The organism is Microbacterium sp. LWH12-1.2, from assembly GCF_040675825.1.
GTDB lineage: Bacteria > Actinomycetota > Actinomycetes > Actinomycetales > Microbacteriaceae > Microbacterium.
This window is the reverse complement of the sequence record NZ_JBEGIJ010000001.1, coordinates 341,965-358,070: the sequence shown is the minus strand read 5'-3', so window position 1 is coordinate 358,070 and position 16,106 is coordinate 341,965. Positions and strand designations below refer to the sequence as shown.

The window sequence follows — 16,106 nt, the reverse complement described above, 5'->3', positions numbered from 1 at the left end:
ACATCCACCCTTCATCGAAGTTCTTCGATTGCCAAGACTAGTGCGCAGCCCATCGAAGGAGATGCCCGATGCCGAGACGTTCCCGCTTCCGCCGACCGCTGCTCGACAGCGCGGTCGCCGCACACGAGAAGCGGATCGCTCCGCTGCTCGCGCCCGAACCGGCCGACCCGGCCGGACGACGGCGGGTCGCGCAGGAGAACGACGTCAGGGTGAGCGCGGAGCTGGGGATCGAACCGATCGGCACCGCCACGCGAGATCACGTGATCCCGGTCGTCGGGCATCCCGACGTGCGGGTACGCGTGTACTGGCCAGGGCCCGAACCGGCACCGGCCGGCTCCGATCTGCCGATCCTCGTCTACTTCTACGGCGGCGGCTTCACGATCGCCGGGATCGACTGGGTGTCGTGGGATGCCCGTTTCCGCGAGCGGGCACGGGATGCCGGGATCATCATCGTCGCGGCGGACTACGCGCATGCGCCCGAGCAGCGTTACCCGACGCAACCGGAGCAGTGCTGGTCGGCCTTCGAATGGACGCATGCGAGCGCGAAGGATCTGGGCGCGTCACCGAGCCGGATCGCGGTGGGCGGTGCGTCCTCGGGCGGTGACCTCGCCGCGGCGGTGACGTTGATGAACCGTGATCGCACCCGACACCCGATCGCACTACAGATACTGGAGAATCCCGCGCTGGACCTCACCATCGGTCACGCCGACATGAGCGGCATCAGCGCCAGGATGCCGGGAGTGATCGTGCGCAAGGCGGGACGGAGCCTGGTACGGCAATACGTCGGCGACGATGCGGCGTCAGCCCGCGAGCCCTACGCCTCTCCTCTGCTCGCCGCGTCGCACGAAGGCCTGCCCCCTGCCCTCATCCTCACCTCGGAGCTCGACCCGCTGCGCGGCGACGGCGAGGCGTACGCGCGTGCGCTCTCCCACGCGGGGGTGCCGGTGACGGCGATCCGATTCATCGGGCAGACGCACGGATCACTCGGTTCGACCGGCTTCGTTCCCGCCGCGGATGCCGCGCATCGCTTCCTCGTCTCACAGCTGCGCACGCTGCACGATGGAGGCGTCGTATGACCGCTCACCGCACGGATTGCCCGCCGCTCAGCGCGCCGGTCCTCGAGTGGATCCAGCGCGTCGAGGAGCTCTCGGCAGCGCATCCCGAACTCGCCGCCGCAGACCCGGTCGCGCGGCGCCGCCCGGCGCGGAGAGTGAGCGATCTCGTCGCGCTCGAGTTCACCGATCCGGCGCCGGACGGCGTCGAGATCGACGACCTGGAGCTGCGCGGCGGCGCCGGTCCGCTCCGCGCTCGACGGTTCCGCCGCGCGGATGCGATCGGCGACAGCCCCACGATGCTGTGGCTGCACGGAGGCGGCTGGGTCGGCGGGTCGATCGACGAGATCCTCAACGACCGCATCTGCGCAGCCCTCGCACTCCGCTCAGGAGTCCAGATCGTCTCGCTCGAATACCGCCTTGCGCCGGAGCATCCGTTCCCCGCCCCGGTGGACGACGCGGTCGCCGCGCTGCATGCGCTGCGCTCGCGCGCCGACGAACTCGGCGTCGACGTCGATCGGCTCGGCATCGGAGGCAACTCCGCCGGTGCGACCATCGCGGCGTCCGCAGCCCTCCGCGAGCGCGACGCCGGACGCGCACTGCACCATCAGGCACTCGAGGTGCTGCCTGCCGCGCTGCGCACCTTCGGTGCGTCGATGCAGCGATACCGCCGCGCATCGGGCATGGAGGACGCCGAGAGCATCGCCGATGTGTATCGCGCCGGCGCGCCCCACACGGCGGCCTCACCGCTGGACGCGGCGGACCACCGCAGCCTCGCGCCCGCGTTGATCCTCGCAGCCGAATTCGATCCGCTCCTCGACGGCGCCGTCGCCTACGCTCGCGCTCTGCGTGAGTCGGGAGTGGCAGTCGTCCTTCGAATCGGCGAGGGGCACATCCACGGCTCCCCCGCTCTCACCGCCCGATGGCAGGGAGCGCGGGACTGGCACGATGACTTCGCCGCCGAACTCGCCGCCGCCTATGCACCGCGGTCTTCGGACACGCATCCGCCGCGCCGATGATGTCGCTCCCCCGCCCGACCCGACCAACGAACTGGAGACGATGATGTCCGCCTATGCCGTCGAGCCCGTCCTTCCCTCCCCTCCGCCTCTGAGCGCCGACCACATCCCCGGACAGCGGCAGAGCCGGTGGTTCTGGACCGCATTCGTCCTCACCTGGTTCGCTTCGGGGATCGCTCAAGGCGTGGCCGCTGTCGCCGTCCCGCAATTGCTCAAGGAGTGGGACCCCGAGCACGCCACCGGCAACCTCAGCATCATCCTCACCGTCGGCGGGGCGGCGATCCTGATCACGACGCCGATCTTCGGACGCCTCAGCGACCGTTCGATGTCGCGCCTGGGCATCCGCCGTCCGTGGATCCTCAGCGGCGCGCTGATCGCGCTCTGCGGATATGCGGTGCAGGCGCTGGCCCCCTCACTGGTCGTTCTCGGCCTCGGAACGATGCTGGTGCTGATCGGCTGGGGTGCGGTGTCGATGACGATCCACACCCTGTTCGCCGATCAGATCCGCCGCCGCATCCGCGCGATCATGTCGGCCGTCACGGGGGCTGCCACCGCCATCGGGATCCTGATCGGAGTGTCGTTCGCCGGTGTCGTGGCAGGGCTGGGCCAGGTCGGCATGTTCCTCATCCCCGGCGGAGTCTCCGCGCTCCTGGCTCTCACCTTGTTCTTCGCGCTCAAGGACATCCGCCGCGATCAGCCCGCACCGAAGCTGGACTGGGGCGGCGTGCTGTCGACGTTCTGGCTGAGCCCCCGGCGATATCCGGACTTCGCCTGGGCATGGGTGTGCCGATTCTTCATGACGGCCTCGATCGTGTCTGTGACCAGCTATCTCTATCTCACGATCTCCAGCCGGTTCGGCATCGAGGATCCTGCCGAGATCGCGAGTGTGCAGACTCAGGCGACGGCGGCGTTCACGATGATGAACCTCGTGATGGCATTCGTCTTCGGAGTGATCTCCGACCGCACGGGACGGCGAAAGCCGACGGTCGTCTTCGGCGCACTTCTCAGTGCGGTCGGACTCGTCCTGGCCATTGCTTTCGGGGACATCGGGTTCTTCCTCATCGGCATCGCGATCGTCGGAGCGGGCCAGGGCGCCTACATCGCCGCCGACGTGGCACTGATGACCGAGTGCCTTCCCTCGGCAGAGGATGCCGGCAAGGACCTCGGCATCGTCGCGCTCGCCTACCTGCTGCCGGGCATCCTCGTACCGGTGTTCGGATTCTTCGCGACCCGCATAGGATCACCCACGGGAGAGAACTTCGCGGCCCTGTACATCGGCACCGTCGGAATGGCGCTGATCGCCGCGTTCGCGGTCACCAGGGTGAAGGGCGTTCGATGACTGCCGCTCCTCGACTGCGCGGTGCCGCACGCCGAGAGTACCGACGACTGTCCAGGGCCGCCGACATGCCGCCGCCGACGCACCCGCTCGTCACTCTCACGCCGGGCATCCCTGTTGCCGCCGACGACGGCGCCCAGCTGCTGACGGACCATTGGCACGCGGAGGGGGCCGGCGGGCAGACGCTGCTGATCCGCACCCCGTACGGGCGCGACGGCGTCGCCGGCGTCGCCCGCTTCTTCGCCGAACGCGGCCATCACGTCGTGGTGCAGAGCTGTCGCGGCACGTTCGGCTCTGGCGGCTCGTTCAGCCCACTGCACGACGAGGTCGCCGACGGGCAGGCGACGCTGCGCTGGGTGCGCGGTCAGAGCTGGGCGACGGGCCGCGTGCACTCCTGGGGCGGGAGCTACTTCGGAGTCACCCAGTGGGCGTACTGCGACGGCGAGGAGCGCCCGGACACCATGGGCATCGCGATCTCGGCTCGACGTTTCGATGATGCGATCCTGTACCCGGGCGGCGGGTTCTCGATCGACACGCCGCTCACCTGGGCGTACGCCCTCGACATGCAGGAGCGGAGCCTTCCTCGTCGGATCTGGGCCCTGCTCCGGGCCAGGTGGGCGATCCCCCGCGGCGCCCTCGCCACTCCTCCCGGCGAGGCCGTTCGCGTCGCTGCGAAGGCTGATCCGCAATTCTTCCGGGACTGGGTCGATCACAGCGATGAGGGCGATCCCTGGTGGCATCCGCTGCGTTTCGCGTCCGATGTCGACACGGTCCCTCCGGTGACGCTGATGGCGGGGTGGCAGGACCTGTTCCTCGTCGGGCAGCTCGCCGACTACGCCGCGCTCAAGGATGCCGATCGCCCCGTTCGGCTCATCATCGGGGACTGGATCCATGGCGACCCGGAGACGACGGTGATGGGAGTGCGCGAGGCGCTGGCGGCCTTCGCCGATGCCGGGAAGGGCGCAGACGTGCGACTCGAGATCAGTGGCGGCGCCGGTTGGCACGAGTTCGAGCAGTGGCCGGTTCCCACCACGACCGTGTTCCACGAGTTCACCGCCGACGGACAGCTCGCGCTGCCCGAGGCCGAACGTCCGGCCGCGGCACTCCCGTATCGCTACGAGCCGGCCGATCCCACACCGGACGCCGGCGGCCGCACTCTCAATCCGTTCGCTGCCGGCCGCCGCGATCAGCGTCTGCGGGAACAGCGAGATGATGTGCTGATCTTCACAGGCGACCCCCTGCCGGAAGATCTCGTCATCATCGGAGAGCCGGGGATCGATCTGACCTTTGCGTCGTCCAACCCTCGCGCAGACCTGTTCATCCGGCTCTGCGAAGTCGACCTCAAGGGCAGGTCGCGCACGATCACCGACGTCTATCAGCGCCTGCCTGCTGAGGCGGCCCCGAACGAGTCCCGCCGGATCCGACTCTCCTTCGCGCCGATCGCCCATCGCTTCGCCGCCGGCTCACGCCTTCGCGTGCAGGTCTCTTCCGGGGCGCATCCGCTGCACCTGCGCAATCCCGGTACGGCTGATCCGGTGCGCGACCATTCGCGGCTGATCGGGAGCGACCAGGTCGTTCATGTCGGCGGCCCGGCACCGGCCGCCCTCACCCTGCCTGCGCTCGACACGAGCCGGGCACCGGCCGTTCACGTGCCCGTGGCACGATGAGAGGATGCCGCTCACTCGCCGTCTGACGCTGGGCGATGCCGTCGCGATCGGTCTCGGCTCGATGATCGGCGCCGGGGTCTTCGCCGTATGGGCACCCGCGATCGGGGTGGCCGGCAGCGGCATCCTCATCGCGCTCGCGATCGCCGCGTTCGTCGCCTACTGCAACGCTACGGCCTCGGCGCAGCTCGCCGCCGTGCACCCGGTCGCGGGCGGCACCTACGCGTACGCACGCGCCGAGATCGGCCCGTGGTGGGGGTTCATCGCCGGCTGGTGCTTCGTGATCGGCAAGATCGCCAGCTGCGCCGCGATGGCGATGACCTTCGCCGCCTACGCCGCCCCGGCCGGCTGGGAGGTGCCCGTCGCCGTCGCCGCGGTCGCCGCCCTCGCCACGGTCAACTGCTTCGGCGTCACCCGCACCGCCCTGCTCACCCGCATCCTGGTGGTCTGCTCGCTGCTCGGCCTCGCGATCGTCGTCGCGACGGGCCTCCTCGCTGCCCCGGAGGCCTCTCCGGCGCCGCTGCCGGATGCCACCGCGTATGGCGTGCTGCAGGGCGCAGGGCTTCTCTTCTTCGCGTTCGCGGGCTACGCGCGAATCGCCACGATGGGCGAAGAGGTGGTGAGCCCGGAGCGGACCATCCCTCGCGCGATCGTGCTCGCGCTCGCAGGGGCCGTGGTCGTGTACGTCCTCGTCGCGATCACCGTCATGACCACGCTCGGTGCAGATGCGGCAACCAGCACGGCCCCGCTCGCCGACGTCATCACCGCCGCCGGCTGGCCCGAGCTGGCGCCGGTGGTGCGGGTGGCTGCGGCAGCGGCGTCGCTCGGCGCCCTTCTCGCGCTCCTCACCGGCATCGGCCGCACGACACTGGCCATGGCCAGGGAAGACGACGTACCGCGCTTCCTCGCGCACGTCGATGAACGCTGGCAGGTGCCGCGCCGCGCGGAGGTCGCGATCGCGATCATCGTCATCGGGGTCGTGCTCGTCGCCGACCTCCGCAACGCGATCGGCTTCTCGTCATTCGGCGTGCTGCTGTACTACCTGATCGCGAACGCGGCCGCTTTCCGTCAGGACGACAGCGCACGGCGTTACCCGCGGGCTCTCCAGGTGCTCGGCGCGCTCGGCTGCCTCGTGCTCGTGAACACCCTGCCGATCGTCGCATCTCTCGTCGGCACGGGTGTCGTGCTCCTCGGAGTGGCGTACCGGATGCTGCGGCTGAGTATCGCCAGCCGCTGAGCTCAGCTGTCGGGGTCGGCTCGGTAGGTGCTCGGAGCGATCCCGAGAACCGTTCGGAAATCTCGGGTCAGATGCGCGTGGTCGGCGTAGCCGAGATCGGCGGCGATCACGGCGATCTCGGCGTGCGGATCATCGCGCATCCGTTGCGCCGCCTCCTGCAATCGGCGTCGGCGGATCATCGCCGCCGGCGGCAGTCCCACGTGCCGATGCGCGAGACGCTGCAGCGTGCGCAGCGACAGATGCAGTCGCGCTGCGGCATCTTCCGCACGCAGGATCGACGCATCCGTCATCAGAAGATCCGACATCGCGTTCGCCTGTCGCGCCACGGGCGAGACCTCGCCGACCCGCGCGGCGAGCCACCGTGCGAACACGGCCACCGCCTGGGCGCGGCCGCTGTCTCCCGCGTCCGTCATGGCCGCTGCGACGCCCGCAAAAAGCTCAGGAGCATCGAAAGGCATCGCGGTGTCGCGGAGCGCGGCCGGCTCTTCGACCAGCGCGGCGGCCGACGCCGGGCGCAGAAGCGCGCCAACAGCCCAACCGCGGCCGCGAAGGTCGCGGAAGGATGCAGCCGTCGTCGCCCCGACCAGTTGCACTTCGGCCGGTGCGCCGCCGTTCTGCTCGACCACGAGGTTCAGGGCCGGGTAGGCCACGACATCCTGACGAGACGTGCGCCCCGGCTCGATGTCCCATACGGGAATCCAGAACCAGGCGGCGAGTTCCGCTGCTTCAGGAGGCGCCGGCAGCCGATGGAACTCCGGCATCCGCGCCGGGTACAGCACTCCTCGCCGCGCATCGATCACGTTCCGACGATAGCCGCGGCATCCGACATCGTGTCGCGAATCTTCAATCGCTGCGCATCCGCTCATCCCTAGCGTGGAGGCATGAACACATCATCCGCCGGCCTCACCGGCACCCACACCACCAACGGCCGCCCGAACAACGCGACCTCGCTCACCCCGTTCCTCGCCATCCCCGGCGCTGCCGACGCGATCGCGTTCTACCGTGACGTCTTCGGGGCCACGGTCATCGACATCACCGAGATGGGCGGCGTCGTGGTGCATGCCGACCTCGACTTCGGACTCGGGCTGCTGCAGATCGGGGAACCGACCGCCGAGTACCACCTCGTCGCGCCGCCTGCAGGCGAGGACGACTGCTACTCGCTCGGGGTCTTCGTGCCCGACACCGACGCCACCGTCGAGCGTGCCGTGACTGCCGGTGCCGTCGTGCGGGAACCCGCATCGACGTTCGTCTCCGGCGACCGGTTCGCCAGCATCCGCGATCCGTTCGGCGTGCGCTGGTCGATCATGAGTCGCGTCGAGGATCTCTCCGTCGAGGAGAGCGCGCAGCGCGTGCAGGAGTGGGCGGCCTCGTTCAGCTCCGCGAGCGCATAGCCGCGGCGACCGCCGGCAGCAGCGCCTCCGCGGTGCGGCGATACCCGAGCGCGCTCGGGTGGAACCGGTCCAGGCTGAACATGCCGTCCGGATCATCGAGGAACATCGGTCCGACGGCGCGACGCAGATCGACGCTCGCGGCGCCTGCGCGCGCCGCGGCGGCGGTCTGCGCGAGCGCCAACTGTCGGGACACCCGCGCGCCGAGCGTGCGCAGCGGTTGCGGCACCGCCCGCAGCGCGCCGAGATCAGGACACGTTCCGACGATGACCGCCGCTCCGCGCCGTCGCAGGTCGGCGATCGCGGACTCGAGGTGGGCGACGGATTCGGCGACCGGCACACGGTGCGTGACATCGTTGCCGCCGACCACGATCACGGCCACGTCCGGGCGGTAGCCGTCCGCAAGCGCGTCCAGTTGACCGGCGAGCGCTGAGGACTCGGAGCCGACGATCGCTCCCGTGTGCAGGCGCACGGGCCGGTGGAGCTGCCGGGCAAGGCCTTTCGCGAGCCGACCGCCCAGGGTGTCCTTTCTTCGCTCCGCGCCGAGTCCGGCGGCGAGCGAGTCGCCCAGCAGCAGCAGCTCGACCGGAGCACCGGCGAGGGAGGACCGCCAGATGCGATCGGCGTCGAGCGAGTCCTCGCCGAGCGGCTTCCCGATCCTGCGGCGGGCGATCGCCGCCTGCCTGGTCAGCAGTGTGCGTCCGCCCCAGACGAGGGCCGACGCGGCGCTGATGGTGAGGCCGGCGGCGAGCACGATGCGAGAGCGCGTCATGATCCGATTCGACCGCGAGAGCGTGAACGCCGCGTGAACGGCTTCCGGCCCCGTGTTCACCGCATCCGCACCGGTGCGACTTGCAGGACCGAATCACGGATGCATGACGAAACGCCGTGGAACGGCCCGACGTCCGTGCCTCGGTCCTGCAAGTGCACCCGGCACCGGTCAGGAGAGCGGCTTGAGCTCCAGGTTCCCCGGCTCGGCACCCGCCGAGAGCGTCGCGAACGACGTGTACCCATCGGATGCCGAACGCTCCAGCAGCGCCTTGAGGTTCTTGGTGCGACGCTCGAGGCGCACGCGTGCGCCGGTTCCGATCAACGCGGACTTGTGCGCGGCGAGCTCGGAGATCGAGACGTCGGCGTCGTGGATCAGCACGACCGACGACGCTTCGGCCTCCGGGGCCGTGGTGACGAGGTCGACGAGACGCTCGAAGCCGAGCGAGAACCCGACCGCGGGCACCTGCTGACCGAGGAACCGGCCGATCATGCCGTCGTAGCGGCCGCCGCCGCCGAGCGAGTAGTCGACAGAGGGGTGGGCGAGCTCGAAGATCGTGCCCGTGTAATAGCCCATGCCGCGCACCAGGAACGGGTCGAAGACGAGCGGGATGTCGGTCTGACCGGTCCCAGCCGCCACCGCCTCGCCGATGCCGACCAGGTGCCCGACGATCTCGTCCGGCGCCCCCTCCGGCAGCGCCTTGCGGACCTGGCGCTCCCCGAACGGGTTGTACTCCATGGTCTGCGGCCGATTCAGGAACGCCTCGAAGGCGTCGACGGTGGATGCCGCTGCGCCGCGCTCGCGCAACTCAGCGGCCACGCCGCTCGGCCCGATCTTGTCGAGCTTGTCGATGGTGATGAGCACGCCGGGGCGTTCATCCGCCGTGAAGCCGAACGTGCCCAGCATCCAGTCCAGGACCCGTCGGTCGTTGATGCGCACGGTCGCGCCCTCGAGTCCGAGTGCGTCCACCGCGTCGAGCGAGGCGACCATGAGCTCGGCCTCGGCACGCGCCGAGTCGTCGCCGATGACGTCGATGTCGCACTGCACGAACTGCCGGTAACGACCCTTCTGCGGGCGCTCGGCACGCCAGACCGATCCGATCTGGATCGAGCGGAACACGGCGGGCAACTGGCCGCGGTTCGTCGCATAGAAGCGCGCGAGGGGCACCGTGAGGTCGTAGCGCAGGCCCAGGTCGGAGAGCGCGGCCGGGTCATCGGCGGCATCCCGGATCGCTTCGGCGTCAAGACCTCGACGAAGCACGTTGTAGGCGAGCTTCTCGTTGTCGCCGCCGATGCCCGCGTGCAGACGCGAGTACTCCTCCACCACCGGGGTCTCGATCTCGTCGAATCCGTGCGCCCGATAACGGTCGCGGATGACGGAGAGCACGCCTTCACGGCGGGCCTTGTCGGCGGGGAGGATGTCGCGCATTCCGCGCGGCGGGTTCACAGTAGCCACGGATCTATCCTTCCAGGTCCGCCGGGCATCCACGCCGCGGTGCGGTCAGGCCTCGGCCTGGCGCACCTCGTCCTCCAGCGTCCGGAGCCGCTCGCGGAGGGCGCGCTCGGCGTCCCAGCCGTTGGCCCTGGCAGTCGCGACGAGCGCCAGCAGGGCGTCACCGAGTTCGGCTTCGGATGCCGGCGCCCCGACGGGCGCCGGCACGGAGACGCGCACGCCGGCCGCGCGACCGGCGAGCTTCTGCGCGAGCGCGAGCGCCGGCATCCCCCGTGGAACGCCGTCGAGAACGCTCGTCCTCGCGCGCTTCTCCGCAGCCTTCGCTGCGTTCCAGTGCACGAGCACCTCTTCGGGAGTCCGCGCGATCTCACCCGCGAAGACGTGCGGATGCCGACGCACCATCTTGGCGGTCAAGGTACGCGCGACGTCATCGATATCGAAGGGATCGTCGGGATCCTGAGCGGCGATCGCCGCATGGAACAGCACCTGCCAGAGCAGGTCGCCGAGTTCCTCGCGCAGATCGGCGCGCGTACCGCTCTCGACCGCGTCGATCACCTCGTGCGATTCCTCGATGAGGTACGGAATCAGGTCGCGGTGCGTGATGCGCTCGGACCACACGCACCTCTCGCGCACCTCGCGCATCGTCTCGGCGGCGACCCGCAAGGGGTCGGCGCCCGGTACGCCGTCGCGACGGTCGGAGTGCGGAGACACGGTTCTCCCTTCGGCCGGGGCAGTCGCCCCGGATCTCACGATGTCGCCGCAGCGACCTGTCGATACCACCGGGACCGCAGCGACACGATCACGCCGGAGAGCACGAGAGCCGCGAACGATCCCACGATCACGCCGAGAATGGCCTGGTCGCGGACGACGGCATCATCGGCGAACGCGAGGTTGGCCAGCAGCAGCGACACGGTGAAGCCGATGCCGCCGAGGGCGCCGGCAGCGAGGATGTCTGCGAACGGCAACGCGGGCTTGGTGCCCTTCGGCCGGATGCGCATCGCCACCCAGCCGAACAGGCTGATTCCGACGATCTTGCCGACCGGCAGCGCCACGGCGATGCCCCAGAACGCGGGTGAGAGTTCGCTCGGCGAGAGGGCGGGAATGACCACGAACGCCGCGGCGAACGCGAACAATGGCAGGATGAAGCCGTTCACGGCGGGTTCCAGAGCGTGCCGCACCCGCTCAGCCGGCACCGGCGACATCACCAGTCCGAGCAGCACGCCTGCGATCGTCGCGTGGATGCCGGATGCCGCGACGAGACCCCAGGTCACGACGCCCAGCACGCCCATCGCCACGGCGACGCCGGCATGACCGGTCTTGTGCAGCAGGCGACTCAGCAGCGCGAACGCGACGACAGCGACCAGCGCGAGCCCGAGCAGAACCCACTGCACGTCACGGGCGAACAGCACGGCGATGAAGATGATGCCGATGATGTCGTCGAGGATCGCGAGGGCGAGCAGGAACACCCGCACACCGGCGGGCAGACCCTTGCCGAACATCGCGAGCACACCGAGCGCGAATGCGATGTCGGTCGCCGTGGGGATCGGCCAGCCGGACGCCGTGTCTGCTCCCCCGGCGAACAGCAGATACACCGCGATCGGGACGAGCACGCCACCGGCCGCCGCGATCGCCGGCTGCATCGCCTTGTGCAGCGAGTCGAGTTCACCGTGGGTGAGCTCGTGGCGCAGTTCGATGGCCACGACGAGGAAGAAGATCGCAAGCAGACCGTCGGAGATCCAGTGCGCCACCGAGAGGTCGAGTCCGGTGCCGGGCACCGCGATGTGGAAGTCGAGCACGGCCGCGAGGGCGTCATGCGTGGGGAGGTTCGCCAGCAGGAGACCGAGTCCTGCTGCCAGGAGCAGGAGAACGGCAGGGAACTGCTGTCCGCGGAGGGGGTTCGCCGAGATACGCATTCCCTCCATCGTAGAGCGCCCCCCGACGCGGCGTTTGTTACGCCGGGGAAACCCGTTGGTCACGCGTGTGGGCGAGACCCGGATACGCTCGAAAAGTGACCCCCGAACACACCTTCTCCGAGCCCACGAACACCGAGGCCATCCGCGTCATCGGACGCTTCGAAGCGGGCCGTGGCATTCCAGAGCAGATGCGCTCCGACGTCAGGATGCTCGGCGGCCTGCTCGGCCGGGTGCTCCGCGAGTCCGGCGACGACGGCCTCTTCGAGGACGTCGAGCGCCTGCGTCTCGCCACCATCCAGGCATACGACCAGGAGACCCCTGAGGCCTTCGACCGCGCCGCGGCCATCGCGGAGTCGTTCTCCGTCGCCCGCGCCGACGAGGTCGCCCGCGCCTTCACCTGCTACTTCCATCTGGTCAATCTCGCCGAGGAGCACCAGCGCGTCCGGGTCCTCCGCGAGCGCGCAGGACAGCCGGGGCGTGAGGATGCCGCCGACACCGTCGCCACCGCCTATGCGCGGCTGCGGAGCGAGGTCGGCGATGCCGAAGCGCGGCGGCGGCTCGAGGAGCTGCGTTTTCACCCCGTGTTCACGGCGCATCCGACCGAGGCCCGTCGCCGGGCCGTGTCGTCCAGCATCCGCCGTCTATCCGAACTGCTCACGCAGCACGATGCGGCGAGCGTCGACGGCGCCGAGGAGCAACGTGCCGAGCGACGGATGCTGGAGGAGATCGACACACTGTGGCGCACCGCTCCGCTGCGCGCGCAGAAGCCGTCGCCGACCGACGAGGTCCGCACCGTGATGGGCGTCTTCGACGAGACGCTCTTCACCACCGTGCCGCACGTGTACCGCCGGATCGATGACGCCCTGCGCGGCGACGAGTCCGGGGCGAGCGCACCGGTGGTCCCCGCCTTCGTGCGGGTCGGCTCCTGGGTCGGCGGCGACCGTGACGGAAACCCCTTCGTGACGGCATCCGTCACCAGAGAGGCTGCGCAGATCGCCTCCGATCACGTGCTGCGCGGACTCGAGCGCGCGCTCGAGCGGATCGGCCGCACCCTCACCCTCGACGCCGAAGACACTCCGCCAAGCTCCGCGGTCGTCGCCCTGTGGGACGCGTTCGCCGCCGCAGAACCGTCGGTCGCCGCCGATCTTGCCACGCGCTCCCCCGGCGAACCGCACCGGCGGGTGCTCCTCGCTCTCGCACGGCGGGTCGCCGCGACGCGCAGTCGCGCCGGCTCCCTGGGCTACGGCGCCCCCGAGGAGCTGCTCGACGACCTGCGCGTCATCCAGACCTCGCTGGCGGATGCCGGGGCGAAACGCCATGCCTTCGGCGGCATCCAGCATCTGATCTGGCAGGTCGAGTCCTACGGCTTCCACCTGACCGAACTCGAGGTCCGCCAGCACTCGCAGGTGCACGCGAAGGCGCTCGCCGAGCTGGAGAGCGGCGAGGCTGTCAGCGCCCAGACCGAAGAGGTGCTCGACGTCTTCCGCGCGATCGCCGACATTCAACGCGACTACGGCCTGCGTGCCGCCGGCCGCTACGTGGTGTCGTTCACGCAGGCGGCATCCGATCTCGCAGCAGTGCACCGCCTCGCCCGCCACGCGCTCGGCGACGATGCGCTCGTGCTCGATGTGGTGCCCCTGTTCGAGACGTTCGCCGACCTGCAGGCCGCACCCGACATCCTCGCCGAGGTCGTCACGTTCCCCGAGTTCCAGGAGCGGATGGCCGCGACCGGCAATCGCCTCGAGGTCATGCTCGGCTACTCGGACTCGTCGAAGGACGTCGGGCCGGTCGCCGCGAACCTCGCGCTCTACGAGGCACAGGAGAAGATCGCCCAGTGGGCGCAGGAATCGGGCATCACGCTCACCCTGTTCCATGGGCGCGGCGGGGCTCTCGGCCGTGGCGGCGGACCGGCGAACTCCGCGATCCTGGCGCAACCACCGCACTCCGTCGACGGACGTTTCAAGCTCACGGAACAGGGCGAGGTCATCTTCGCCCGCTACGGCGAGCCGGCCATCGCGATGCGCCACATCGACCAGGTCGCCGCGGCGACCCTGCTCGCCTCGTCGCCCACCGTCGAGGCGCGCACCAGCAGCGCCGCCGCGCGCTACGCCGACATCGCCGCTGTCATGGACGTCGCCTCGCGGGAGCGCTTCTTCTCGCTCGTGAAGGCGGAGGGCTTCGCACCGTGGTTCGCGACGGTCACCCCGATGGAGGAGATCGGACTGCTCGCGCTCGGCTCGCGACCCGCGCGCCGCGGCCTCTCCGTCGAGTCCCTCGAAGACCTCCGAGCCATCCCGTGGGTGTTCGCGTGGACGCAAGCCCGCATCAACCTCGCCGGCTGGTTCGGACTCGGTACCGCGCTCGAGGCCATCGGCGACGAGGCGCTGCTCGCCGAGGCGTACCGGGAGTGGCCGCTGCTGCGCACCATGGTCGACAACGTCGCCATGAGCCTGGCGAAGACCGACGAGCGCATCGCCCGCCAGTACCTCGCGCTCGGCGACCGCGACGACCTCGCCGCCCTCGTGCTGGACGAGCTCGCCCTCACCCGCGAATGGGTCATCCGGCTCACCGGCGGGGACCGTCTGCTGGAGAACAAGCCGATCCTGCAGCGCGCTGTGCAGCTGCGCAGTCCCTACGTCGACGCGTTGTCGCTGCTGCAGCTGCGTGCCCTTCGGGCGCTCCGCTCCTCGGCGGCCACAGCCCCGGAGGGCTCGGGAGCGGATGCCGAGCAGCAGCGGCTCCTGCTGCTGTCCGTCAGCGGAGTCGCGGCCGGCCTGCAGAACACCGGGTGACCGGCGCCATGCCGCGCCTCGGATAAATCCGTCATCCCCACCTTGAGAAGGCTTTCCGCGTGACCGAAACCACCCCCGCCGTTTTCCATCCGCTCGCCGCACCGGTGCAGCCCGTGTTCGAAACGGTGCTCTCCCGGAGCCCGCACGAGCCCGAATTCCATCAGGCCGTGCACGAAGTGCTGCAGTCGATCGCGCCCGTTCTCGAACACCACCCGGAGTACATCGACGGTGGGATCCTCGAGCGTCTGGTCGAACCGGAGCGTCAGATCATGTTCCGGGTGCCGTGGGTCGACGACGCCGGTCGCCTCCACGTGAACCGTGGCTACCGCATCCAGTTCTCGTCCGTGCTCGGCCCGTACAAGGGCGGCCTGCGCTTTCATCCCTCGGTGAACCTGTCGATCATCAAGTTCCTCGGGTTCGAGCAGATCTTCAAGAACGCGCTCACCGGTCAGGGCATCGGCGGCGGCAAGGGCGGCTCGGACTTCGACCCGCACGGCCGGTCGGATGCCGAGGTCATGCGCTTCTGCCAGTCGTTCATGAACGAGCTCTACCGGCACCTCGGTGAGCACACCGATGTGCCCGCAGGAGACATCGGCGTCGGCGGGCGCGAGATCGGATACCTGTTCGGTCAGTACCGCAAAGTCACCAACCGCCACGAGTCGGGAATGTTCACCGGCAAGGGCAAGGGCTGGGGTGGCGCCGAAGTACGCACCGAGGCCACCGGCTACGGCGCCGCGTTCTTCGCCCAGGAGATGCTCGCCGTGCACGGCGAATCCTTCGAGGGCAAGCGAGTGGGCGTCTCCGGCTCGGGCAACGTCGCGATCTACGCGATCGAGAAGGCCACGCAGCTCGGCGCGACCGCGGTCACGGCATCCGACTCCTCCGGTTACGTCGTCGACGATGCCGGAATCGACCTGGCACTGCTCCGCCAGCTCAAGGAGGTCGAGCGCGCCAGGATCGTGGAGTACGCGAACCGTCGACCGAGCGCCCGTTTCGTCGAGGGCGGCAGCGTCTGGGAGGTGCCCGTCGACATCGCGATCCCTTCTGCCACGCAGAACGAGGTAAGCGCGGCGGATGCCGAGGCCCTGATCGCGAACGGAGTGCGCGCCGTCTCCGAGGGTGCCAACATGCCGTGCGTACCCGACGCGGTCGACCGCTTCCAGAAGGCGGGGGTGCTGTTCGCGCCCGGCAAGGCGGCGAACGCCGGCGGGGTCGCGACCTCGGCTCTGGAGATGAGTCAGAACGCATCCCGCCAGCGCTGGAGCTTCGCTGACAGCGAGAACCGGCTGCGCGAGATCATGGGCGACATCCACGGCGCCGCGTTCGAGGCGGCCGAGCGATTCGGCGCGCCGGGCGACTACGTCGCCGGAGCCAACATCGCCGGCTTCGAGCGCGTTGCGAACGCGATGCTCGCGCAGGGCGTCATCTGAGACGCGCGCCGATCGCACGAACGCGCTTCGATCGCAGCGATCGCCGGATTTTCTGCG

The 16,106-nt window shown here is 69.8% G+C and carries 13 protein-coding genes; 8 read left to right on the top strand and 5 right to left on the bottom strand.

Features of this window, described 5'->3' with window-relative positions; translation table 11 throughout:
* Positions 1-68 precede the first annotated feature (68 nt).
* Genes MRBLWH12_RS01590 through MRBLWH12_RS01570 form a run of 5 tightly spaced genes read left to right on the top strand, consistent with a single transcriptional unit; the run spans position 69 to position 6,305 of the window.
* A complete protein-coding gene (locus tag MRBLWH12_RS01590; RefSeq protein WP_363545381.1) occupies positions 69-1,076 on the top strand; it encodes an alpha/beta hydrolase in 1,008 nt (335 codons plus the stop codon).
* Entirely contained in the window at positions 1,073-2,071 is a 999-nt protein-coding gene (locus MRBLWH12_RS01585; protein WP_363545379.1) for an alpha/beta hydrolase, read from the top strand. The genes MRBLWH12_RS01590 and MRBLWH12_RS01585 overlap by 4 nt, the downstream gene beginning before the upstream one ends.
* Complete coding sequence (locus MRBLWH12_RS01580) at positions 2,001-3,407, top strand: MFS transporter (protein ID WP_363545377.1); 1,407 nt, start codon at positions 2,001-2,003, stop codon at positions 3,405-3,407. Before MRBLWH12_RS01585 ends, MRBLWH12_RS01580 begins: the two co-directional genes overlap by 71 nt.
* A complete protein-coding gene (locus MRBLWH12_RS01575; RefSeq protein WP_363545374.1) occupies positions 3,404-5,071 on the top strand; it encodes a CocE/NonD family hydrolase in 1,668 nt (555 codons plus the stop codon). The genes MRBLWH12_RS01580 and MRBLWH12_RS01575 overlap by 4 nt, the downstream gene beginning before the upstream one ends.
* A 4-nt stretch (positions 5,072-5,075) precedes the next feature.
* Positions 5,076-6,305, top strand: a complete 1,230-nt coding sequence (locus MRBLWH12_RS01570; protein WP_363545371.1) for an APC family permease — start codon at positions 5,076-5,078, stop codon at positions 6,303-6,305.
* 2 nt (positions 6,306-6,307) lie between these two features.
* Here MRBLWH12_RS01570 and MRBLWH12_RS01565 read toward each other — a convergent pair whose 3' ends face one another.
* Entirely contained in the window at positions 6,308-7,105 is a 798-nt protein-coding gene (locus MRBLWH12_RS01565; protein ID WP_363545368.1) for an AraC family transcriptional regulator, read from the bottom strand.
* Between the two features lie 81 nt (positions 7,106-7,186).
* Between MRBLWH12_RS01565 and MRBLWH12_RS01560 the strand changes: the two genes are divergently transcribed.
* The gene (locus MRBLWH12_RS01560) at positions 7,187-7,696 is read left to right on the top strand and encodes a VOC family protein (RefSeq protein WP_363545366.1); all 510 of its coding nucleotides are present in this window, start codon (positions 7,187-7,189) and stop codon (positions 7,694-7,696) included.
* On the opposite strand, the gene MRBLWH12_RS01555 is transcribed toward MRBLWH12_RS01560, so the two are convergent.
* The 4 genes from MRBLWH12_RS01555 to nhaA form a co-directional block, all read right to left on the bottom strand.
* On the bottom strand, positions 7,677-8,465 hold the full coding sequence (locus tag MRBLWH12_RS01555) for an SGNH/GDSL hydrolase family protein (RefSeq protein WP_363545364.1): 789 nt from the start codon (positions 8,463-8,465) through the stop codon (positions 7,677-7,679). The genes MRBLWH12_RS01560 and MRBLWH12_RS01555 overlap by 20 nt on opposite strands.
* Positions 8,466-8,633: 168 nt before the next feature.
* On the bottom strand, positions 8,634-9,890 hold the full coding sequence (locus MRBLWH12_RS01550) for a histidine--tRNA ligase (protein ID WP_363551276.1): 1,257 nt from the start codon (positions 9,888-9,890) through the stop codon (positions 8,634-8,636).
* Between the two features lie 72 nt (positions 9,891-9,962).
* Positions 9,963-10,556, bottom strand: a complete 594-nt coding sequence (locus tag MRBLWH12_RS01545; protein ID WP_363551274.1) for a MazG family protein — start codon at positions 10,554-10,556, stop codon at positions 9,963-9,965.
* Between the two features lie 104 nt (positions 10,557-10,660).
* Complete coding sequence (gene nhaA / locus MRBLWH12_RS01540; RefSeq protein WP_363545361.1) at positions 10,661-11,827, bottom strand: Na+/H+ antiporter NhaA; 1,167 nt, start codon at positions 11,825-11,827, stop codon at positions 10,661-10,663.
* Between the two features lie 95 nt (positions 11,828-11,922).
* Here nhaA and MRBLWH12_RS01535 point away from each other — a divergent pair, with 95 nt between their 5' ends.
* Both MRBLWH12_RS01535 and gdhA read left to right on the top strand, forming a co-directional pair.
* Positions 11,923-14,619, top strand: coding sequence for a phosphoenolpyruvate carboxylase (locus tag MRBLWH12_RS01535; RefSeq protein ID WP_363545358.1), 2,697 nt, complete (start codon positions 11,923-11,925; stop codon positions 14,617-14,619).
* Between the two features lie 59 nt (positions 14,620-14,678).
* Complete coding sequence (gene gdhA, locus MRBLWH12_RS01530; RefSeq protein ID WP_363545355.1) at positions 14,679-16,049, top strand: NADP-specific glutamate dehydrogenase; 1,371 nt, start codon at positions 14,679-14,681, stop codon at positions 16,047-16,049.
* Positions 16,050-16,106: the final 57 nt, after the last annotated feature.